We start from the raw sequence: 21,543 nt of genomic DNA, 5'->3' as shown, positions 1-21,543 counted from the left end.
TAATGACGTATAACGTACGCGAGCACAGCTATGTAGTAGGAGGCCTTGGAATAACAGGTCAGGCTTGCGTGCGCTTCTTACTTCAACAAGGCGCTAGCGTAAAAGCGTTCGATACACGACCTACAGCTTCATCGATAATGGCTTCAATGCCAGAAGCCATGCAAAAAATCATGCAGGCAAGCATGAAGGGCAACATAGAAACAGCACCTTTGTCTGCCGCTTTTTTCGATAATGTGGATACGCTAGTACTCAGTCCTGGCTTATCGCCGGATATAGAGCAAGTTAAGCTAGCCAAGCAATGTGGCGTTGAAGTGATTGGTGATATAGAGCTATTTGCTCGACTAAACACCAAGCCTGTTCTAGGCATTACCGGCTCAAATGGCAAGACCACAGTAACCTTATTGACTACGCATTTGCTCAACTCACTTGGCGTTAAAGCGATAGCCGCTGGTAATGTAGGGCTTCCTGCTTTGGATACGTTGGGTACTGATGCAGATGTTATTGTGCTTGAGCTTTCTAGCTTTCAGCTTGAAACCACATCAAGCCTGTCGCTCTGTGCCGCTACTATTCTTAATCTGTCCGATGACCACCTCGACCGCCACGGCTCGTTTGAACACTACGGCCTTGCAAAACATCGTATTTTTGATAATGCATCGCAGGCCATTGTGTGGCGCGATGGTCATCATGTCGCACCTCGCTCATCATCTGTTCCACAGCTGCAATATGGGTTAGGGGAAGCACAAGAGGGCTTTGGCGTTAGTGGTTCTTCAAAGGAGCAACAGCTAACGTTTAATGAAAAACCGCTTTGCAGCCTCAGCAGCATCCATCTTGCAGGCACGCATAATGTGCTTAACGTAATGGCATCCCTAGGCCTCTGCCACGCCTTAAACAAAAGCCATGCGTTAAACAAAAGCCATGCACTTGATGTAAGTATAGAGACTGCCGCAAAACATATTGGCAGCTTTACCAGTGCGCCACATCGCTGTATTGAAATTGCAAACAATGGCGTGCGCTTTATTGATGACTCAAAAGCCACAAATGTAGGTGCCACCATTGCCGCCCTTGAAGGGTTAGCGCCTGTCACACAAGGTAAGCTCATTCTAATTGCTGGTGGTGATGCAAAAGGCGGCGATATTAATGCGCTGTCGCCCTATTTGAACCAATTTGTTTCACACGTATTTGCCATCGGTAAAGATGCAGCTTTGTTTACCACTGCTTTTACCAACACCGTAATATGTAGCAGTTTAAACGAAGCAGTACAACGAGCGTATAAAGTGGCGAAAAGCGGCGATGTGGTATTGCTGTCTCCTGCCTGTGCCAGCATTGATATGTTTAACAATTACATGCACCGTGGCGATGTATTTAAGCAAGCCGTTGAAGAGGTAATAGCAGCATGATGTTAGCCTCTACTAAACTTAGTGAATTGTTTGCCACCAAGCACGATAGCCCTCAGCAGGCCAAATATCCCTATGATGCCACCTTGGTACTGATTGCCCTTGCCCTAATGAGCATCGGCGTTATTATTGTTACCTCTGCATCAATGCCGGTGGCTGACCGATTACACGGCAATCCTTTTCACTTTGCTATTCGCCACGGCATTTATATCGTCGCCGCAATCTTTGCCGCTATTGCAGTACTGCAGCTGCCCATGCAGTTTTGGCGCGTGACAAACCCTTACCTTCTTTTTGCCGCAATAGGCTTATTGCTAGCGGTACTGCTTATTGGTCGTACTGTGAACGGTAGTACCCGGTGGTTAGCACTTGGGCCTATTACTATTCAAGCGGCAGAACCCGCTAAGCTCTTCTTCTTTGCTTACCTCGCTGGTTATTTGGTTCGCCGCTACGAGGAAGTGACTGAAAATTTAAAAGGGTTTATTAAGCCCCTCGGCGTGTTCTTTTTACTTGCGCTACTACTGCTACTGCAGCCAGATTTAGGCACGGTTGTAGTGATGTTTGCCACCACTATTGGGCTGTTGTTCTTAGCGGGCGCAAGGCTGTGGCAGTTCTTCGCGCTTGTGTTTGTTGGCCTTCTGGCAGTGGTGGCGCTCATCGTATTTGAGGAATACCGCCTTAAGCGCGTGACCTCGTTTTTAGATCCGTGGGCAGACCCTTTCGGCGCAGGGTATCAGTTAACTCAATCGCTAATGGCCTACGGCAGAGGCAATTGGTTTGGCCAAGGGTTAGGCAATAGTTTACAGAAATTAGAGTTTTTGCCCGAAGCCCATACCGATTTCGTGATGGCAATATTAGCGGAAGAACTGGGCTTTGTGGGCGTTCTTGCCGTGCTAGGACTTATTTTATGGATGGTGATTAAAGCACTGCAAATTGGCAACCACGCGTTGGAGCGAGGGCGAGCCTTTGACGGCTATCTGTCTTACAGTATTGGCATTTGGTTTAGCTTTCAAACTGCGGTAAATATTGGCGCTAGCGCCGGCATTCTGCCGACTAAAGGACTTACGCTACCGCTTGTTAGCTACGGCGGCTCTTCCCTGATTATCATGTCGATTGCGGTTGCCATTTTATTGAGAATAGATTTTGAGCTTCGCGTAGATGGCGTACAGGCATTAAACCGCGGGGAAAAGAGAAAGACTAAAGGCTCTGCATCAAATGCTAAGCCCAAGACCGATGCAGACTCAAATGCTCCAGGCTCGACTAAAAGCGCTGGTGCGAATGCTGTTTCACAGGCTGCATCCGACTCTTCAAGTAACAAAGCAAAACCAGAAGACGAAGGAAAGGCCGGTATCAAAGCTATTCTCGCACGGGTAGCCGAGGAGGCCGATAATGACTAAACGCTGTCTTATTATGGCCGGCGGCACAGGCGGGCATGTTTTCCCTGGGCTCGCAGTAGCCAACGCGCTTCGCACAGAAGGCTGGGATATTCACTGGCTTGGTACTGCCGAGCGTATGGAAGCGAATGTGGTGCCAAAGCACGATATTCCTATTCACTTTATTCCGGTAAAGGGATTACGCGGCAAAGGAGTGTCAGCGCGTATTCAAGGTGGCATCGCGCTACTAAAAAGTTTGCTATCGGCAAGGCGTATTATTAAGCGTATACAACCTGATATTGTGGTCGGTTTTGGTGGTTACGCGAGTGGACCTGGCGGCATAGCGGCGAAGACGCTTGGCATTCCGGTGATTATTCACGAGCAAAATGCGGCTGCGGGAATGACTAACAAACTATTGAGCAAGGTGGCGGATCGTGTGTTGCTAGGCTTTGAGGATGCGAAAGCGCAATTTGCCAACGTACCCAACAAAGTACACGTTGTTGGCAATCCGGTTAGAGAGGATATCTGGCAAGTCTCTGGTAAGTCTCAGTCACAGAAGGCTGCCCAAAGCGACTCTCAAGCTGCCAATATTTCAGAGAATAGCTCGGCCAATATTTTAGAAAATAGCTCAGAAAAAAGCGCAGAGACAGCCTCTGGGAACGCTTCCTCATCTCTCAACATGCTAGTTGTTGGCGGCAGTTTGGGAGCGCAAGTGCTCAACGAAGTAGTGCCGCAAGTGTGCAGCGCATTAAAAGGGTTATCCATTCGGCATCAATGTGGCAAAGATAACGCCACGTCTGTAAAGCAAACCTACGATAACTTAGGCGCTAACACGGCAGATGCCGTTGATGTAACGGTAAGTGACTTCATTGATGATATGGCAGACGCTTACGAATGGGCCGATTTTATCGTCTGCAGAGCAGGGGCGCTTACGGTTAGCGAAGTTGCTGCGGCGGGAAGAGCGGCAATTTTTGTTCCGCTGCCTCATGCGGTGGACGATCATCAAACTAAAAATGCGCAATCTTTGGTTAAGCAAAGAGCTGGCGTCATGATTGTACAATCGGTATTAAAAGAGAATTTAGGGCAAGCCGTTCGTCACTGGATACAGCATCCAGAGGACTGTTTGAAAATGGGCGAGCTTGCACGTAAATGCGCAAGCCCCCATGCCACACAACAAGTAGTAAGCCACATTAAGTCAGTGGTAGGAGTAGGGGACTAATGGTTTTTAAAACCCCATTTGAAAGCCCGCAAATGCGTCGGGTTAATAATATTTTCTTTATCGGTATCGGCGGAGCCGGTATGGGTGGTATTGCAGAAGTTCTTCTTAATGAAGGGTATCAAATAGCGGGCTCAGATATTCAAGAGGGCCCAATGACCAAACGCCTAAGCGAATTGGGTGCTGACGTTAAAATTGGGCACCGAGCGGAAAACGTCGATGGCATGGACGTGATTGTTGTCTCTAGTGCGATTAACGAGGAAAACCCCGAAATTATCACCGCACGAGAGAACCGTATTCCCATTATTCGCCGTGCTGAAATGCTGGCAGAACTGATGCGTTTTCGTCATGGAATAGCGGTTGCTGGTACGCATGGTAAAACGACCACAACCAGCTTAATTTCGACCATTTTTGCTGAGGCCCACTACGACCCAACCTTTGTTATTGGAGGGTTATTAAATAGTGCTGGCACTAATGCTCGCTTAGGAAAAAGTCGTTACCTCATTGCTGAAGCTGATGAAAGCGATGCATCGTTTTTGCACTTACAACCAATGGTGTCTGTTGTTACCAATATTGAAGCCGACCACATGGATACCTATGGCGGCGATTTCTCAAAGGTAAAAGATACTTTTGTGGACTTTCTGTCTAACCTGCCGTTTTACGGCCAGGCCATTGTGTGTGGCGATGATACCAATATTCAAGAAATACGCCCGCGTATAGGTAGAAGCATTGTTACTTATGGCTTTGAGGAGCACAACGACTATCGCGCTGAGAATATTACGCTGATCTTTGGTAAAGCGAATTTTACGGTGCAGCGACCGGACGCTGAACCCCTTCAGATAACACTCAACTTAACCGGTAATCACAACGTGCTTAATGCACTCGCCGCCATAGCGGTAGCTTGTGATGAAGGTATTGACGATGAATCAATAGTAAAGGCGCTGGCGAGCTTTGGCGGCATAGGACGTCGATTTGAACAACTAGGCACGTTCAATACCAGTAAAGGTGAAGTATGTTTAGTGGATGACTACGGTCATCACCCTACTGAAGTTAAAGCCACCATTGCAGCCGCAAGAGCCAATTGGCCAGACAATCGCTTAGTGATGGTTTATCAGCCTCACCGCTACACGCGAACTCGCGATTTGTACGAAGACTTTGTTGAGGTGCTATCAAGTGTTGATGCACTGCTGTTGCTAGATGTGTATGCCGCTAGCGAGCAGCCCATTGAAGGTGCAGATAGCAAGTCATTGTGTCGCTCTATTCGACAACGAGGCCAAATAGAGCCCGTATATGTAGGTGATAAAGAGGCGTTACCCACAATATTGGCGAACATATTACAAGACGGCGATATTGTGATGACGCAGGGCGCAGGCAATATCGGTCAAATTTCAAAACGATTAGCGGCGTGTGAATTAGAGCCAGCGAAGCTTGCTAGCGAAGGAGGTGACCATGTTTAAGCCAACGGTTACTACTCATTCACCTGAGGACTACGGCAAGGTTGCGGTATTACTTGGTGGGGATTCGGCTGAGCGCGAGGTATCGCTTAATTCGGGTAATACAGTGTTAAACGCTCTGTTACGACAGGGTGTTGATGCTTTTGCCTTTGATCCTGCCCAGCGCCCGCTTACCGATTTGATTGATTTAAAGGTCGATCGCGCACTTATTATGTTGCACGGTCGCGGTGGTGAAGATGGCTCTATGCAAGGAGCACTTCAGCTGCTCAAAATTCCCTATTCTGGCAGTCGAGTTTTAGGTTCTGCATTGGCAATGGATAAGATTCACACTAAGCAGGTATGGCAAAGTCTCGGCCTGCCCACAGCGAAATATGAAATTGCTGATAAAAGGCGCTTTGATGCTGGTAAGTGCAGCGCTATAATGGAAAAGTTGGGAAATGAGGTCATGGTAAAACCGGCTCAGGAAGGGTCGAGTATTGGCATGGCAAAGGTGACAAGCGCTGAACAACTAGAAACGGCTGTTCAAGATGCCTTTCAATATGACAGTCAAGTATTGCTAGAGCAGTATATTGACGGCCCAGAGTTCACTGTTTCTGTTATTCAGGGGCAGGCTTTACCGTCAATCCGAATGTCTACGCCTCACACGTTTTACGATTATGCTGCCAAATATCAGGATAATACAACCGAATACTTTTGCCCAAGCGGCTTATCAGAAGCGCAAGAAGAGCAGCTGGCATCGCTAGCCTCTCGCGCTTTTGACGCTATTTCAGGAAGCGGCTGGGGAAGGGTAGACGTGATGCAAGACAACCAGCGTCAGTTCTATTTGCTAGAAGCGAATACAGTGCCGGGTATGACCGAGAAAAGCTTGGTACCAAAGGCTGCAAAAGTGGCAGGGCTGAGCTTCGATGAGCTGGTGTTGAGTATTTTATCAACGAGCTTTGATAGCGTTGCAAAAAATGCAAATGTCTAAAACGGCTGATGAGTCGGATACACGTTCAAACATAAAAACGCCGAAGCGCCATCGGCGCACAATGTGGGGCGGCGTAATCTTCTTGCTGCTGGTGTTAACGGGCGTGGTGTTTGGCGGCATGAAAGCCAATCAGTATTTGCACGATGAGCAACAAATGCCAGTGCAAGTTATCGATTTTTCTGGAGACTACCAGCATATCGATATCACTAAGCTGGAAAGATTGATTAGAAAGGCGCAGCCCGGCAGTTTTTTTGCTCTAGATGTTAATGACGTGTTTGAGCTAGTTGAGGCGCAGTCATGGGTATACCGCGCATCGGTGCGTAAAAAGTGGCCGAACACGCTGAAGATTTACTTAGTTGAGCAGCAACCCGTCGCAAAATGGAACGAGGACTTGCTACTTAACCCTTATGGCGACACCTTTAATGATGAAGGCGTTGAGATTGATTTACCGCGGCTGTATGGTCCCGGTGGTAGTGAAAAAACGGCGCTCCAAGGCTTTAACAGCATGCATGCGCTGATAAAGACTACCAATATTGCTATTGATGAACTGTCGCTAAGCGAGCGATTTGCGTGGCAGGTACAGTTAGAAAATGGCATTAGATTGAATTTAGGTCGTCAGGATTTCATCGATAGGCTACAGCGCTTTATCGATGTGTATCCACTGTTGGCGCAACAAGAGAAGGCTGTACGCTACGTAGACCTTCGTTATGACACTGGTGTTGCTGTTGGTTGGATTGAAAACGACAACGACACGATAAATAAAGAGAGTTAAGGAAACCATGTCAAAACCAGCGGAACGCAATTTGATTGTAGGACTAGATATCGGCACCAGCCAGGTAAAGGCCGTGGTGTGCGAAGTGCTTGATGATGATCAAATCAGTATTGTTGGTGTGGGCACCCATGCATCGAAAGGCATGGATAAAGGTGGCGTTAACGATCTGAATTTAGTCGTTAAGTCGGTGCAACGTGCCGTTAATGAAATGGAATTAATGGCAGACTGTCGCGTTTCGTCGGTGTTTATGTCTATCTCAGGACGTCATGTTAAATGCCAGAACGAAAATGGCATGGTGCCAATCAACAACCAGGAAGTGACACAAGAAGACGTTGATAATGTTATCCACGCGGCTCGCAGTGTACCCATCGCCGCCGAAAGACGTCTGCTTCACGTGTTGCCACAAGAGTTTACGATTGACGTGCAAGAGGGAATTAAAAACCCGATTGGAATGTCAGGGGTGCGTATGGAAGCAGATGCTCACATCATCACCTGTGCAGATGATATGGCTAAAAATATGGTGAAATGTGTAGAGCGCTGCGAACTTAACGCTGACCAGCTTATTTTCTCGGCACTGGCCTCAAGTTACGCTGTGCTGACCGACGATGAGCGCGAATTAGGCGTGTGCGTGGTCGATATTGGTGGCGGCACCATGGATATGGTTATTTACACTGATGGCGCAATTCGTCACACTGCAGTCATACCTGTTGCTGGCAATCAGATTACGAGCGACATAGCGAAAATATTTAGAACACCTATCAGCAATGCGGAAGAGATTAAAATTAATTACGCATGTGCACTAAAAGATATGGTGAGTATGGAAGACAGTATTGAAGTACCTAGCGTGGGTGGACGCCCAGCCAGGGTAATGTCTCGTCATACATTAGCTGAGGTGATTGAACCTCGCTACCAAGAACTTTTTGAACTGGTACATGATGAGATTCGTGCCAGTGGTCTGGAAGAGCAAATTGCTGCGGGCCTTGTGCTCACAGGGGGCACCGCCAAGATGGAAGGTGCCGTTGAATTTGCCGAAGAACTTTTTCAGATGCCCGTTCGTGTGGGCAAACCTATCAATGTAAAAGGCTTAGCTGAATATGTTGATGATGCCGGATTTGCAACTGTAGTGGGTTTACTGCAATACGGCAAAGCACAAACTGATAATAAAAATTCCAGTACGCAGAAATCAAGCGAAAGCCTGTTTCATCGAGTGCAAAGCTGGTTTAAAGGTGAATTTTAATTTTTTTAGGGGGTTCTGTAGTAAAGTCATCAAGGCTAGCAGGATGCTATTAGTCAACAAGTGACCTAGTACAGTGCTTTTAAGACGTACAACCGGAGAGTAAGTATGTTCGAATTAATGGATAGTCACGGCGAAGAAGCCGTAATCAAAGTCATCGGAGTAGGCGGTGGCGGCGGTAATGCAGTTGAGCACATGGTGTCTCAAAGCATTGAAGGCGTTGAGTTTATCGCTGTGAATACTGATGCACAGGTACTTCGTAGTTCAAATGCAGATATTACGCTGCAAATTGGCTCAAGTGTCACGAAAGGGCTAGGTGCAGGCGCCGATCCAAATATCGGTAGAGATGCAGCACAAGAAGACAGAGAAACTATTCGCCAAGCGCTAGATGGTGCCGATATGGTATTCATTACCGCTGGAATGGGTGGTGGTACCGGAACGGGTGCTGCACCAGAGGTGGCAAAGATTGCCCGTGAAATGGGTATTCTAACCGTGGCCGTAGTCACTAAACCATTTCCTTTTGAAGGTAAAAAGCGTACCTCTTTTGCTGAGCAAGGTATTGTAGAGCTAGCGAACAATGTTGACTCATTGATCACTATCCCTAACGAAAAGCTGCTAAAAGTAATGGGGCCTGGCACGCCGCTTCTTCAAGCATTTAGCGCGGCCAACGATGTACTACGCGGTGCGGTTCAAGGTATTGCAGAGCTGATTACACGCCCTGGTTTGATCAATGTGGATTTCGCCGACGTAAGAACAGTGATGTCTGAAATGGGCAAAGCCATGATGGGTAGCGGCGCAGCAAGCGGTCCAGACCGTGCTGAAGAGGCAGCTGAATCAGCGATTGCCAGTCCACTGCTTGAAGATATCGATTTATCCGGTGCACGAGGCATTCTTGTTAATATTACAGCGGGCCCAGACTTTGCTATCGACGAGTTTGAAACCGTGGGTAACGCGGTTAAAGCATTTGCATCTGAAAACGCTACCGTTGTTGTTGGTACCGTTATTGATATGGAAATGACAGACGAACTTCGCGTAACCGTTGTTGCTACAGGTATTGGAGCTGAGCGCAAGGCAGACATTTCGTTAGTGAGCACTGAAGGCTCTCGCTTAACTCAGCCTGCTAAAGAATACGGTAGTAATAACAATACAAGCGAAACACGTTCTGCTGTTGGTGGTACCGAAGGTAACCAAGCTCTTAAAGCGGAAGACAGTGCACAGCCTGATAATGATTTGGAATATTTGGATATTCCTGCATTCTTGCGTAAACAGGCAGACTAACGTACTGCCTTGTTTTCTTGAAAAGCTGCGAAGCATCTACGAGAAACGACAGGAAGCTGTAGGGAATTTTTTAGTTTTGTTGTGGTTCCAGTATTGTGGTTTGAATACTGAAGTTTGAGATTTAAGTATTGTGTTCTAAATGCTGTGGTTGAATATAAACATGCATGTTTAGAACCGCTGCGAGCAAGGTTTGAAGTGTTTTTTCCATCACTTCAACGTTAGTTCCAGCGAGTATTCAATACTTTTACTCATACAGAGTAATGAGACAGACGCCACAAACTGTGTGTTTTTTGACATGTGAGTAATAACTCACTATAATTCGCGCCCGCTTTTTTAAAAGGTAAAAGCATAAGCAAATGATTAGACAACGTACAATCAAGCATCCAGTTCAAGAAACTGGTATTGGACTTCATAAAGGGGAGAAGGTCACGATGACTCTCCGGCCAGCGCCTGCAAACACGGGGATCGTGTTTAGGCGTGTTGACCTTATCCCACATGTTGACATTCCTTCCCGCGCCGATGCGGTAGGAAATACCATGCTGTGTACGTGTTTAAATAACGAAGACGGCGTGACCATTCAAACCGTTGAACATCTTGCTTCTGCGCTTGCCGGCTTAGGCATCGACAATATTATCGTTGAAGTAGACAGTAACGAACTGCCAATCATGGATGGAAGTGCCAGTCCGTTTGTATTTCTACTTCAAACGGCGGGTATTGAAGAGCTAAACGCGCCTAAGCAGTTTATCCGTATAAAGAAACCAGTGCGCGTAGAAGACGAAGACAAATGGGCGGAGCTAGTTCCTTATGACGGTTTCCGTGTGGATTTCAAAATCGATTTTGATCACCCTGTTATTAGCGAAACCCGCCAACACATGGTGATGGATTTTGATTCGTGCTCTTACGTTAACGAAGTTAGCAGAGCGCGCACATTTGGTTTTATGCGCGACCTTGAATACATGAATGCGAATAATCTAGCATTAGGTGGCAGCATGGAAAACGCCGTGGCACTCGACGAGTTCCGCGTGCTAAATCCTGAAGGTTTACGCTACGATGATGAATTTCTGAAGCATAAAATTTTGGATGCCATTGGTGATTTATATCTTGGTGGCAACAGTTTAATTGGTGAGCTGAGAGCCTATAAAACCGGTCATGGTTTAAATAATAAGCTGCTTAACGCACTATTGGCCCAGCAAGATTGTTGGGAGTTTGTGACTTACGACTCTCAAGAGTCTGCGCCAATACGATACGCACAACCCGTATTAGCATAATTTGAAAAAGCCGCCTACCTGGCGGTTTTTTTTCACGTGGCAATCGTTGCAATAAATGATAAAGTAACCCCCATAATTTACAGAACTCCGTCTCGACATTAATAATAAAACCCTGAGCAATAAGCTTGGCGTACAAATAATAAGTTCGAGTGTGAAGTCCAATTCCGTTTCGTGGTATGAAGTTAACAATTACACTAGCAGGTAAAAATACACGCTATCGGCACAGTATTAGTGTCCGTACGCTTGTGAGCGCAACTGTGCTCACGTCTATTTTTATGCTGGTGTCGAGCCGATCAACTGAGTCTGTTCCCGAAGACGTTGCCCGTGTTCGTTTAGCTCAATCACAAGTCAATGGCGCCAGAAAAGACATCGACGCGCTGAAAAATCAAACCACAATAAAATTACAAGCACTGCTCTCACGGGTGGCCGAACTCTCGGCACAGGCCACTATTCTTGATGAGCAAGGTAAACAAATAGCAACAGAATTAGGTATGTCAGCGGCTGACCTGGACGCTTTCGTACCGGTATCGATACCAGACAACATCCAAGACGACCCCATTCTCAATGAGATAGCCAAGCTAGAGCAATCACTCGATTTGAAATCGCAACAGCTTGCTATGCTTGAAAGTTTGGTTCGGGGTCACCATATCCAAGAGCAGAGTCGATTATCTGGTCGTCCGATTGCGTCGGGATGGTTGTCATCTTATTACGGTATGCGGGCCGATCCGTTTACTGGCGAAGCAGCTATGCACAAAGGGCTGGATTTTGCTGGTGAAGCGGGTGTAGACGTAGTGACAACAGCAGCAGGTATTGTTACCTGGGCAGGTGAACGCTACGGTTATGGCCAACTAGTAGAAATTGATCATGGAGATGGATTCGTTACCCGCTATGGGCACAACGATACACTGTCTGTTTCCATTGGCGATGTGGTCACCAAAGGGCAATCCATCGCTAAAATGGGCAATACCGGTCGTTCGACTGGTGCTCATGTTCACTACGAAGTAATAAGAAACGGAAAACAAGTCGATCCTCTACCTTACGTTCGAAAAAGATAAAGGTAGCAGCCAGGTAAGTAGGGTAATTCCTGCGTCAATATAAGTCGCATTTTATGCGACAATCGCAAGACAATGCCACCCGGTGGCTTCAGTCTTATACAATTAATTTTTGCTGTACCTTTGGTATGGCGTCTCGACAAGTAGTGGAATAAAAAAGCTAATGTTTTCAAGCATCCTTAGAAAAGTATTCGGAAGTAGAAACGACCGTCTATTAAAAAAATTACGTAAAAACGTAGATGCCATCAATGCACTGGAAGCAGAGTATGAAAAGCTTTCTGATGAGGCGCTAAAAGCGAAAACCGACGAATTTAAAGCGCGTATCGAAAAAGGTGAAACCTTAGATGCGTTGTTAAATGAAGCGTTTGCGACGGTACGAGAAGCCAGTAAACGTGTATACGGCATGCGTCACTTCGACGTGCAGATGCTGGGCGGTCAGGTACTGCATCAAGGTAACATTTCAGAAATGCGTACCGGTGAGGGTAAAACACTTACCGCAACCTTACCTACTTATTTAAACGCATTGTCGGGTAAAGGTGTTCACGTTATTACCGTTAACGATTATCTTGCCAAGCGTGATGCGCAGTGGAGTAATCAACTGTTCAACTTCTTGGGCATGGAAGTCGGTTGTAACGTGCCGGGCATGTCATCAGAGGAAAAGCGCAAGGCCTACCAAGCTGATGTGACTTACGGTACGAACAACGAATTCGGTTTCGATTACCTTCGCGACAACATGGCATTTAGCCCCCAAGACAGAGTGCAGCGTCCACTTAACTACGCAGTAGTGGATGAGGTTGATTCCATTTTAATTGACGAAGCGCGCACGCCTTTGATCATCTCCGGCCAAGCTGAAGATAGTTCAGAGCTTTATCGCAGAATCAACGTGTTAATTCCTCAACTTGTACAGCAAGAAAAGGAAGACGAAGAAGGCCAAGAGGGTGATGGCGATTACACCATCGACCTTAAAGCCAAGCAGATTCACTTAACTGAGCGCGGGCAACTGCATGTGGAAGAAATTCTCCAGCAAGAAGGCGTTCTTCCAGAAGGGGAATCACTATTTGCTGCGGGCAATATTTCACTGCTGCACCATATTAATGCTGCACTGCGTGCCCACAAGCTGTTTACTAAAGACGTAGATTACATTGTTAAAGAAGATCAAATAGTTATTGTTGATGAACATACTGGTCGCACAATGGACGGGCGTCGTTGGTCTGAAGGGTTACACCAAGCCATAGAGGCGAAAGAAGGTGTACGCATTCAAAACGAAAACCAAACGCTTGCTTCAATTACTTTCCAGAACTACTTCCGCATATACAACAAACTAGCGGGTATGACAGGTACGGCAGATACAGAAGCGTTTGAATTTCAGCATATTTATGGCTTAGAAACCGTAGTTGTTCCAACCAATAAGCCAATGCAGCGCAAAGACATGGCCGACCTCATCTACTTAACCGCTGAAGAAAAATACGAAGCGATAGTAGAAGATATAAAAGACTGCGTGAAACGTGGGCAGCCTACTTTAGTAGGTACCGTGTCTATTGAAAATTCTGAGCTTATTTCGGGTATTCTTAAAAAAGCGAAAATTCCGCACAAAGTGCTTAATGCTAAATTTCACGAGCATGAAGCGGACATAGTGGCACAAGCGGGTAAAACTGGTGCCGTCACTATTGCGACTAACATGGCCGGTCGTGGTACCGATATTGTATTAGGCGGTAACTGGCAGGCCGAAATTGAAAATATTGAGAACCCTACTGACGCTCAAATAGAAAAGATTAAAGCAGAGTGGAAGAAGAGACACGACGAAGTACTTGAAGCTGGTGGCTTACACATTATTGGCACCGAGCGTCACGAATCTCGCCGTATTGATAATCAGCTTCGCGGACGTTCAGGCCGTCAGGGCGACCCTGGTTCAAGCCGTTTCTATTTATCGCTAGACGATGCGCTTATGCGCATATTTGCCTCTGAAAAAATGGGCAACATGATGAAGCGTTTAGGCATGGAGCGTGGCGAGGCTATCGAACACCCTTGGGTGACGCGCGCTATCGAAAACGCACAGCGTAAAGTGGAAGGTCGTAACTTCGATACCCGTAAACAGCTTCTTGAATACGATGACGTGGCTAACGATCAGCGTAAAGTGATTTACGAGCAGCGTAACGAACTGCTCGACGAAGGCGATATCAGCGAAACAATTTCAGCCATCCGTGAAGATGTTATTACGAGTGTTGTAGACGAATACATTCCACCGCAGTCTCTTGAAGAAATGTGGGACGTGAAGGGATTAGAAGAACGCTTGAAAGCAGACTTCGCTGTAGATTTACCTGTTCAGTCATGGTTAGAAAACGACGACAAGCTTTATGAAGAGAAGCTTCGTGAACGCATTCACGGTGAAGTGGTAGGCGCTTACACAGAGAAAGAAAAAGTAGTAGGGGCTGACGTGTTACGTCAGTTTGAAAAAGCGGTAATGCTGCAAAACCTAGACAGCCACTGGAAAGAGCATTTGGCGGCTATGGATCATCTTCGCCAGGGCATTCACTTACGTGGCTATGCTCAGAAGAATCCAAAGCAAGAGTACAAGCGAGAGTCCTTCGCGCTATTCTCACAAATGCTAGAGACCTTAAAAGTTGAAGTGATCACCATTCTTGCTCGCGTGAAAGTGCAGGCAGAAGAAGACGTGCAAAAAGTGGAAGAGCAGCGTCGCCAAGCCGATGATGTACCTAAGAACTTTGAGCATCAAGATGCTTCTGAAACGCAACCAGAAGAAGCTAGCAATACGCCGCGTACCGCAGTAAGAAATGGCCCTAAAGTAGGCCGTAACGATCCGTGCCCTTGTGGTTCGGGTAAGAAGTATAAGCAGTGCCACGGTAAATTAAGTTAATGAAAGTGGTACATGTTGCCGTGGGCGTTGTTGCCCGCGGCGATGATATCTTTACCACCCTTCGCGCAAAAGACGCTCACCAAGGCGGGAAATGGGAGTTTCCCGGTGGAAAAGTGGAAAGCGGAGAAACGGTTACTGATGCACTTAAGCGGGAGCTTGCCGAAGAGATTGGCATAGACGTGCTATCTAGCGAGCCGTTAATACTTATCGAACATGATTATGGCGATAAATGCGTAAAGCTAGATGTGCATAGCGTGACGCAATTTACCGGCGAGCCTCACGGCAAAGAAGGGCAGTCTTCACGCTGGCAGCCAATTAATGAGTTACGCGCCGAAGACTTTCCCGAAGCTAACGTTGCCATTATTCAGGCGCTCATGGAAACGAGCAAATAAAAAGTGTACGGAATACATAAGCGGTTTATGGCAAATAGTAGTGTTTTACTGCGTGATTAATCGCGTTTAGTAACACGTGGTTTCAGTGTTTCTGCGATTCTGCGGTGGTCAGATAGAGCGATAGTTATAGAAAACAGCCACTTGATGTGGCTGTTTTTGTATGTACAGTCTTAAATATAAATCGCGTTTAAATCCATTGGAAAGGTAAAACCCAAAACAGAGCTAGATTTCTATACGGCTTGAGGTGGCAAAGGCCACATCTAATTTGTGATAGGCCGCTTCATTGATAAAGTGGGGGTAGGTTGGCTCTGTACCCTCCCATACAACGTCTTTACCATCAAAGCGCCTAAACATGGGCGCGCCAGGCATTAAGGGGACAAAGTCGTTATCTTGCAACGAATGATGGATCATAGCCGTGCGGTTGCCTTCATCATTTAATGGGAAAGAGATGTTCTCACCAAGTCGAAATGCCTCGCAGGCCGCAAGGTCGTCGCACTCGCCTTTATTATAGGCGATACAAAAGGCTAACAATACTTCTGCCATTTTCTGTGTGGCTAAAAATACGTCCTCTCGCAATACGCCCTGAGGCTGGGCGCCAACCTCAATCATTACGCCGTATTTACCCGTAGTGCACAAGTAACCGTGAGAGGCATAGGCCATTTCGTCTTCAACTAAAATGTTGGCCTCTGGCATATGTTGCTTTACATATCGGGCCATTTTAACGTACACATCACTTGTATCGAGAATGATAAGTGTTGCACCCATATTGCTGGTGGTATTGTGTATATCGATTACAAGGTCGGTGGAAGCATCGCCTTTAGGGCCTAATTGTTCGTTAATCGTTTTTGCTAACTTGTGCTCTTCACTCGTGCTGGCAGCTTGAAGTGAATCGGTGTTCAGCGCCTCGGGAGTAAATTGTCGATTTAGATCTTCCTCTAAAAACCGAACGTTAGCGGCGATAGCGGCAGGGTTTGCGGTGTAAAGTGTGACGTCTAGCTCATTAAACTGAGAAGGAATACCGCTAGACTCCCAATTTTGAATAAGCTGAATACCACTCATTTCATTGCCGTGAGTACCACCTACCAGTGCAATATGGTTAATCATGTTGTTCCTTAAATAGATAAGTTAGTGCTTGAAGAAGTCGTTAGGCTGCTGCGCTAACATTGCCTCTATTTCTTCTATATCCATAGCTTGCGGCGTAGCACCTTGAGCTGGCTTACCGGCTATCTTTCTATCTTCACCGGCCCATTCTCCTAAATCAATCAGCTGGCACTTTTTACTGCAAAACGGGCGGTATTCACTTTGTGGTGACCATACAACAGGTTTGGTACAAATAGGACATTTTACTTCCATCTATCTCTCCAAAAAGATTTGAAATACGAAACTAACAATCTAATAAATAAAAAACAGAAAAACCATCGATGACCTTGTTTGATCTCTTACTATTTCGCTAACTCAATCAACAAATCAACAAATCAACAAATCAATAAATCAACAACCATAGTGGTGATATATCACAATAAGGAGCTTCTCTCTTTGCGCCTTGTCACATTGATGCTTAACGAAGATATTCAAGCACGAATTTCGACTATGGTTTATGCACGGAATCTGAAAAAAGTCTATGTAAGAAATTTGAACACGGAATTTAAAAAGACATCGTGCTTTAATTCAGGTTAGCAGGCTGCTAGTAGGAATTGAACGTTTTCTTCAACGGAACCGCTCTTACTGTCATCGCTAGAGAAAAGCATAAAGCGAAGCGCATAGCGATACTTATTACCGCTAAGGGTAGGGTAGTAACCTTCATCAGTGCGGCACTTCACTCTGATAAGTTCATTTTTGTCTTCCGCGGTGCCTTGATAAAAACCGCTTTCTGCAACAGTACTTTTAAATTGACCTCGTTCGCGAATAAACGACAAGCCAACGGTGATAGCATCATCTAATAGAGCGAGGGTATCTAGCCACTGCGCTATTTCTGTTAAACGTTGTTCAGTAGGTTGATGTAACCAAAAATGCAGATTGGGTAAATCAAAGCTGCAGGCACCACCAGGTATGGAAAAGCGTTGTCTGATAGAGCTTAGCAGTTTGTCTTCTTTAAGCGCACTGCCAAATCGCCCTCCAGTCTTAATTTTTTGACGCAATCGTAGTACCGTTTTTAACGCATGCTCAAGTGCGGTAGAATCTATTTTGGGGTGTTTTGACCAGTAAACTAGGCTCTTTTCATGAGCCTCTAAATCTTTAGTGAGATCTGAGCGGAGGTCGATACGCTCTACTAGGTCGAGTAGCTCAAAGAGTTGCTCAAAAAATACAAGTTGTAGGCTGCTTTGTTCTGCCTTGGCCGTAATGTTAAGTTGCCCCAGCAGCTGTTCTACGCGTAAATAATTACGTACTTTTTCCTTTAGGGGAAATTCGAATACAGCGTCGCTCATGGATATCCTTTAAATACAATTACGTAAGGAGAAAGCTTTAAGCCTAAAGCATAGTGACCACTAAGCCAAGTATACTTGCTAGCCAAGCCAAACTTTAGATGCCAAATGAGCAAAAAAGTTTCAAAAACAGGCAATTTGTAATCAATCGCTGCTCATGCATGATGGCCTTTAACTCATTACCTCGGCTAATTAGCAAATAAGACAATGTAAAAACGTGCAGAGAGGGAAGGCTCGCCTTAGGGAGAGCGGATTACTCTAGGTAGAAGTAGCAGTTGAGGCTTGCGTTAATAATTGATGGTGTAAATCTGCTACCTGCTGCTTAAGCGATAGTAAGCTTGTATTGTTATCTAATACATAATCAGCCGCACTTAAACGCTCTTCTCGAGTAGCTTGGGCATCCATAATGTTCTTTATTGTTTCTGCATCACTGCTATCTCTATTCACCGCACGAGTCAGTTGAGTGCTTTCGCTGCAGTCTACTACAACGACTTTGTTGCACATTGTAGTGAGATTATTTTCAACAAGCAGCGGTACAGAGAGTATGCAGTAAGCGCTTGAAGATTCGGCTATCAATTGCTGCATACGCTCCCGTATAAGGGGGTGAAGTAAGCTATTTAGCCAATTTTTCGCACTGTTATTGGTAAACACTAACTTGCGAAGTTGCGCTCTATCAAGAGTGCCATCGCTCAGCAATACACTGTCGCCAAAGCGCTCCACAATACGCTGCAACCCAATGGTGCCTGGTAACACCACATCTCGTGCTACTTCATCGGCGTCGACTACGTCAATGCCATGGGTTTTAAACAAATCGGTAGCTGCGGATTTACCGCTACCAATACCGCCAGTCAGGCCAACAACAAATGTGTTATTCAATTCTTTATTCTCCAAATACGTTAAATAAACACACTAAACCAATCAATCCACCCAATACATTAAATAATTGCTATAAAACCATATCAAGGTAGGTGGTAATAATAACGTCTTTGTATAAAAGCGTCAGCCAGCCAGCAACTGCTAAATAAGGCCCAAAAGGAATAGCCAGCGATTTACCCTTGTTTTGTATCATCATAATGGCAATACCAATAATGGCGCCCACAAAGGACGACAGTAAAATAATAACCGGCAGGCCCTGCCAGCCAGTATAAGCACCAAGGGCAGCCAGTAATTTAAAGTCGCCGTAGCCCATACCTTCCTTGCCAGTCACTAACTTAAACAGCCAATAAACAGACCATAAGCTTAAGTACCCAGCAGCAGCACCAATTATGGCGTCGGTAGTGCCAACAAAAACATCACTCGTGCTTAGCAGCAAACCAAGCCAAAGCAAAGGCAACGTCAGTTGGTCTGGCAGCAACATTTTGTCTACATCGATAAAAATAAGAGTAATAAGCACATAGGTAATTAAAATGGCCCACACGGCTTGGGAAGTTGGCCCAAAGTGATATGCAGTAAACGTACAGGCGATAGCAGTAAAAAGCTCTACCAGCGGATAGCGAGGGGAAATGCCGGTTTTACAATTGGCGCATTTGCCTTTTAAAAATAAATAACTGATTACTGGAATATTTTCCCACGCGCGAATGGTATGCCCGCACTTAGGGCAGGTGCTATCGGGCTTTACTAGGTTGAACGGGGCTGCGTTTACACTCGCAGCGGCGCCTGCGTTGGCAACACTCCCTGTCTCAGCAACATCATCTGAGTCAGCGAAATAGCTATCATATTCTGCTTGCCAGCTTCGCTCCATCATAATGGGCAGGCGATAAATAACCACATTCAAAAAACTGCCAACCATCAGGCTAACCAGAAAAACGAACACGTAAAAGAACTCTGGGTGGAGTTGGCTGAGGGTAATTATTGCATCCATTAAAGCAGTTCCATTAATATAATTCTGTTTTCAGCAACGTATTTACGCGCTACTTATACCTACCAGAATAAGAAAAAGCCCGCAAAAGTGCGAGCTAGTTATTTGTTATTATTTTGCGCAAAGAGACTTCACTCGCTGAATTAAAAAATTACAGCTAGCTCTTCGTACGAATAAAACTTGAGTAATTTATACCACGTTACCCATATCGAATATCGGTAGGTACATAGCCACAATTAGGCCGCCGATAACCACACCCAATACCGCCATAATCATAGGTTCAAGTAAGCTGGTTAAACCGTCTACCATATCATCCACTTCTGCTTCATAGATTGTGGCAATTTTACTTAGCATTTCATCTACAGCGCCAGACTCTTCACCAATAGCCACCATTTGCGTCACCATATCTGGGAATACATTGGTAGCACGCATGGCAACATGCATAGGTATACCGCCTGCCACTTCTTTGCGCATAAATAGTATTGCATCACGGTATACCGCGTTACCCGAAGCGCCAGCAGCGGATTCAAGAGAGCCTATTAATGGCACACCTGCAGCGAATGTGGTAGCAAGGGTACGTGTAAAGCGGGCAATACTGGCTTTCTTTAGAATTTCTCCTATGACAGGAATCTTTAAAACCGATTTATCGCATGAGTCGCGCAGTTTTTGACTCTTCTTGTAAGCCCGTCCAAACAAAAAACCTGCAACACCGATACCGATAGCGATAAAAATGCCATAATCTTGCACAAAACGTGAAATGCCTAGAACGAATTGAGTAAATGCGGGAAGTTCAGCGCCAAAACTACTAAATATTTCTTCAAATTGGGGAACAACAAAAACCAGAAGAATAGTGGTTACGATAAAAGCAACCACCACAACAGCGATGGGATAAAACATCGCTTTTTTAATCTTTGACTTTAACGCCTCAGCTTTTTCTTTGTAAGTAGCAATTCTGTCGTAAATTAGCTCTAGTGCACCAGACTGCTCACCTGTGTAGACCAAGTCGCAGTATAGATCATCGAAGTAGTTCGGGTGTTTTCTCAACGCTGAAGATAACGGGTTCCCCGCTTTAACTTCTTCGGTAATTTCGCCAAGCAACTTTCGCATTGACTGCTTTGCATGGCCCTGCGCTATCATCTCTAACGATTGAATAAGCGTTACGCCAGCACTGAGCATAGTAGCTATTTGGCGAGAAGTCACAGATATATCGGCAGCAGTTATCTTTGCTCCACCAGAGCCAAAAAGAGGCTTGCTTTGTTTTTTGACTTTATTCGCAGATATGCCCTGCCTGCGCAATAAGTTTTTCGCTTCAGATATTGAGGCTGCTGATATTTCGCCTTTGCGACCAGCGCCATGCCTGTCTTTTCCCTGCCACTCAAAAACGAATGCTGCTTTCACTTTTAGTTTCTCCCCAAACTAAAAAGGGAAGTGCAATGCACTTCCCTCATAAATGTCTAAAGAAATCTTCTTAACAAATTCCTTTTGATACGCACGATCCTGTTTTTGTCCATTGAATTGGAGCAACTATGCCGTTAGGCGTTAAAACATATGTTTCGCCACCTAACTCTGCAGATCCAGTGGCTGTGATAACACCGTTTTCGATTGTGACAGATGCAACACGACCAGCTGCACCCAATGCTGGTGGGAGGCCCAACGTACCAGCGTCCGCGTCAGCCAGCGCAGTAAATTCGCCTGTTTGAGCACTAACTTCGAACGCGGTTTTAAACGCAGTCGTTGCCATTACAACTTCAGTAAATTTAGATTTCTGTGTGTAAGTCTGATAAGCCGGCAATGCGATTGCAGCAAGAATACCGATGATTGCAACAACAATCATTAGTTCGATTAGGGTGAAACCCTTTTGGTTTGATAATCATTGAGCCTCCTCCCTATCAGCATAAACTAAGTTTATCCTAATAGGCGACCAAACCAAGGGAGAAAACTCAATGAACTTTTATACTAATACACATCCGTACTATTGTGGAATCGA

19 protein-coding genes are annotated in these 21,543 nt (G+C 45.7%); 12 read left to right on the top strand and 7 right to left on the bottom strand.

Annotation, left to right across the window (positions count from 1 at the left end; translation table 11 throughout):
• Positions 1 to 2 precede the first annotated feature (2 nt).
• The 12 genes from murD (at position 3) to mutT (ending at position 15,275) form a co-directional block, all read left to right on the top strand.
• Complete coding sequence (murD, locus tag O9X84_RS16670; RefSeq protein WP_269520811.1) at positions 3 to 1,397, top strand: UDP-N-acetylmuramoyl-L-alanine--D-glutamate ligase; 1,395 nt, start codon at positions 3 to 5, stop codon at positions 1,395 to 1,397.
• Positions 1,394 to 2,788: a cell division protein FtsW gene (ftsW, locus tag O9X84_RS16665; RefSeq protein ID WP_269520810.1), complete on the top strand. Its 1,395-nt coding sequence runs from the start codon at positions 1,394 to 1,396 to the stop codon at positions 2,786 to 2,788. Before murD ends, ftsW begins: the two co-directional genes overlap by 4 nt.
• Positions 2,781 to 3,983: an undecaprenyldiphospho-muramoylpentapeptide beta-N-acetylglucosaminyltransferase gene (gene murG, locus O9X84_RS16660; RefSeq protein WP_269520809.1), complete on the top strand. Its 1,203-nt coding sequence runs from the start codon at positions 2,781 to 2,783 to the stop codon at positions 3,981 to 3,983. The genes ftsW and murG overlap by 8 nt, the downstream gene beginning before the upstream one ends.
• Positions 3,983 to 5,437, top strand: coding sequence for a UDP-N-acetylmuramate--L-alanine ligase (gene murC, locus O9X84_RS16655; RefSeq protein ID WP_269520808.1), 1,455 nt, complete (start codon positions 3,983 to 3,985; stop codon positions 5,435 to 5,437). Before murG ends, murC begins: the two co-directional genes overlap by 1 nt.
• Positions 5,430 to 6,404, top strand: coding sequence for a D-alanine--D-alanine ligase (locus tag O9X84_RS16650; RefSeq protein WP_269520807.1), 975 nt, complete (start codon positions 5,430 to 5,432; stop codon positions 6,402 to 6,404). Before murC ends, O9X84_RS16650 begins: the two co-directional genes overlap by 8 nt.
• Before the next feature lie 61 nt (positions 6,405 to 6,465).
• Positions 6,466 to 7,176, top strand: coding sequence for a cell division protein FtsQ/DivIB (locus O9X84_RS16645; protein WP_269520840.1), 711 nt, complete (start codon positions 6,466 to 6,468; stop codon positions 7,174 to 7,176).
• Positions 7,177 to 7,183: 7 nt separating this feature from the next.
• Complete coding sequence (gene ftsA / locus O9X84_RS16640) at positions 7,184 to 8,413, top strand: cell division protein FtsA (protein WP_269520806.1); 1,230 nt, start codon at positions 7,184 to 7,186, stop codon at positions 8,411 to 8,413.
• 105 nt (positions 8,414 to 8,518) lie between these two features.
• Positions 8,519 to 9,688 carry a cell division protein FtsZ gene (gene ftsZ, locus O9X84_RS16635; protein ID WP_269520805.1) on the top strand — a complete coding sequence of 390 codons (1,170 nt, stop codon included), beginning with the start codon at positions 8,519 to 8,521 and terminating at the stop codon, positions 9,686 to 9,688.
• A 356-nt stretch (positions 9,689 to 10,044) separates the two neighbouring features.
• Positions 10,045 to 10,956, top strand: coding sequence for a UDP-3-O-acyl-N-acetylglucosamine deacetylase (gene lpxC, locus O9X84_RS16630; protein WP_269520804.1), 912 nt, complete (start codon positions 10,045 to 10,047; stop codon positions 10,954 to 10,956).
• Between the two features lie 176 nt (positions 10,957 to 11,132).
• Positions 11,133 to 12,011, top strand: coding sequence for a M23 family metallopeptidase (locus O9X84_RS16625; RefSeq protein ID WP_269520803.1), 879 nt, complete (start codon positions 11,133 to 11,135; stop codon positions 12,009 to 12,011).
• Positions 12,012 to 12,171: 160 nt separating this feature from the next.
• Positions 12,172 to 14,883, top strand: coding sequence for a preprotein translocase subunit SecA (gene secA / locus O9X84_RS16620; RefSeq protein WP_269520802.1), 2,712 nt, complete (start codon positions 12,172 to 12,174; stop codon positions 14,881 to 14,883).
• Positions 14,883 to 15,275, top strand: a complete 393-nt coding sequence (gene mutT / locus O9X84_RS16615) for an 8-oxo-dGTP diphosphatase MutT (RefSeq protein ID WP_269520801.1) — start codon at positions 14,883 to 14,885, stop codon at positions 15,273 to 15,275. The genes secA and mutT overlap by 1 nt, the downstream gene beginning before the upstream one ends.
• Positions 15,276 to 15,497: 222 nt before the next feature.
• On the opposite strand, the gene O9X84_RS16610 is transcribed toward mutT, so the two are convergent.
• The 7 genes from O9X84_RS16610 to O9X84_RS16580 form a co-directional block, all read right to left on the bottom strand.
• The gene (locus O9X84_RS16610; protein WP_269520800.1) at positions 15,498 to 16,379 is read right to left on the bottom strand and encodes an aspartoacylase; all 882 of its coding nucleotides are present in this window, start codon (positions 16,377 to 16,379) and stop codon (positions 15,498 to 15,500) included.
• Positions 16,380 to 16,400: 21 nt separating this feature from the next.
• Positions 16,401 to 16,628 (bottom strand): DNA gyrase inhibitor YacG, encoded by a 228-nt coding sequence (gene yacG / locus O9X84_RS16605; protein WP_269520799.1) that lies wholly within the window; start codon positions 16,626 to 16,628, stop codon positions 16,401 to 16,403.
• Between the two features lie 320 nt (positions 16,629 to 16,948).
• Positions 16,949 to 17,701 carry a cell division protein ZapD gene (gene zapD / locus O9X84_RS16600; RefSeq protein ID WP_269520798.1) on the bottom strand — a complete coding sequence of 251 codons (753 nt, stop codon included), beginning with the start codon at positions 17,699 to 17,701 and terminating at the stop codon, positions 16,949 to 16,951.
• Between the two features lie 255 nt (positions 17,702 to 17,956).
• Positions 17,957 to 18,574, bottom strand: coding sequence for a dephospho-CoA kinase (coaE, locus tag O9X84_RS16595; RefSeq protein WP_269520797.1), 618 nt, complete (start codon positions 18,572 to 18,574; stop codon positions 17,957 to 17,959).
• Between the two features lie 70 nt (positions 18,575 to 18,644).
• Positions 18,645 to 19,559, bottom strand: a complete 915-nt coding sequence (locus O9X84_RS16590) for a prepilin peptidase (protein ID WP_269520796.1) — start codon at positions 19,557 to 19,559, stop codon at positions 18,645 to 18,647.
• Between the two features lie 186 nt (positions 19,560 to 19,745).
• Entirely contained in the window at positions 19,746 to 20,954 is a 1,209-nt protein-coding gene (locus tag O9X84_RS16585; protein ID WP_269520795.1) for a type II secretion system F family protein, read from the bottom strand.
• A 70-nt stretch (positions 20,955 to 21,024) separates the two neighbouring features.
• Positions 21,025 to 21,390 (bottom strand): pilin, encoded by a 366-nt coding sequence (locus O9X84_RS16580; RefSeq protein ID WP_442864550.1) that lies wholly within the window; start codon positions 21,388 to 21,390, stop codon positions 21,025 to 21,027.
• Between the last annotated feature and the right edge of the window lie 153 nt (positions 21,391 to 21,543).

Source organism: Alteromonas sp. BMJM2 (assembly GCF_027257845.1).
GTDB lineage: Bacteria > Pseudomonadota > Gammaproteobacteria > Enterobacterales > Alteromonadaceae > Alteromonas.
The sequence above is the reverse complement of the archived record's forward strand: the minus strand, read 5'-3'. Positions and strand labels throughout refer to the sequence as shown.

Coding starts and splice junctions, on each gene's coding strand:
- murD (WP_269520811.1), top strand. CDS start 3: ATGACGTATAACGTACGCGAGCACAGCTATGTAGTAGGAGGCCTTGGA.
- ftsW (WP_269520810.1), top strand. CDS start 1,394: ATGATGTTAGCCTCTACTAAACTTAGTGAATTGTTTGCCACCAAGCAC.
- murG (WP_269520809.1), top strand. CDS start 2,781: ATGACTAAACGCTGTCTTATTATGGCCGGCGGCACAGGCGGGCATGTT.
- murC (WP_269520808.1), top strand. CDS start 3,983: ATGGTTTTTAAAACCCCATTTGAAAGCCCGCAAATGCGTCGGGTTAAT.
- O9X84_RS16650 (WP_269520807.1), top strand. CDS start 5,430: ATGTTTAAGCCAACGGTTACTACTCATTCACCTGAGGACTACGGCAAG.
- O9X84_RS16645 (WP_269520840.1), top strand. CDS start 6,466: ATGTGGGGCGGCGTAATCTTCTTGCTGCTGGTGTTAACGGGCGTGGTG.
- ftsA (WP_269520806.1), top strand. CDS start 7,184: ATGTCAAAACCAGCGGAACGCAATTTGATTGTAGGACTAGATATCGGC.
- ftsZ (WP_269520805.1), top strand. CDS start 8,519: ATGTTCGAATTAATGGATAGTCACGGCGAAGAAGCCGTAATCAAAGTC.
- lpxC (WP_269520804.1), top strand. CDS start 10,045: ATGATTAGACAACGTACAATCAAGCATCCAGTTCAAGAAACTGGTATT.
- O9X84_RS16625 (WP_269520803.1), top strand. CDS start 11,133: ATGAAGTTAACAATTACACTAGCAGGTAAAAATACACGCTATCGGCAC.
- secA (WP_269520802.1), top strand. CDS start 12,172: ATGTTTTCAAGCATCCTTAGAAAAGTATTCGGAAGTAGAAACGACCGT.
- mutT (WP_269520801.1), top strand. CDS start 14,883: ATGAAAGTGGTACATGTTGCCGTGGGCGTTGTTGCCCGCGGCGATGAT.
- O9X84_RS16610 (WP_269520800.1), bottom strand. CDS start 16,379: ATGATTAACCATATTGCACTGGTAGGTGGTACTCACGGCAATGAAATG.
- yacG (WP_269520799.1), bottom strand. CDS start 16,628: ATGGAAGTAAAATGTCCTATTTGTACCAAACCTGTTGTATGGTCACCA.
- zapD (WP_269520798.1), bottom strand. CDS start 17,701: ATGAGCGACGCTGTATTCGAATTTCCCCTAAAGGAAAAAGTACGTAAT.
- O9X84_RS16590 (WP_269520796.1), bottom strand. CDS start 19,559: ATGGATGCAATAATTACCCTCAGCCAACTCCACCCAGAGTTCTTTTAC.
- O9X84_RS16580 (WP_442864550.1), bottom strand. CDS start 21,390: ATGATTGTTGTTGCAATCATCGGTATTCTTGCTGCAATCGCATTGCCG.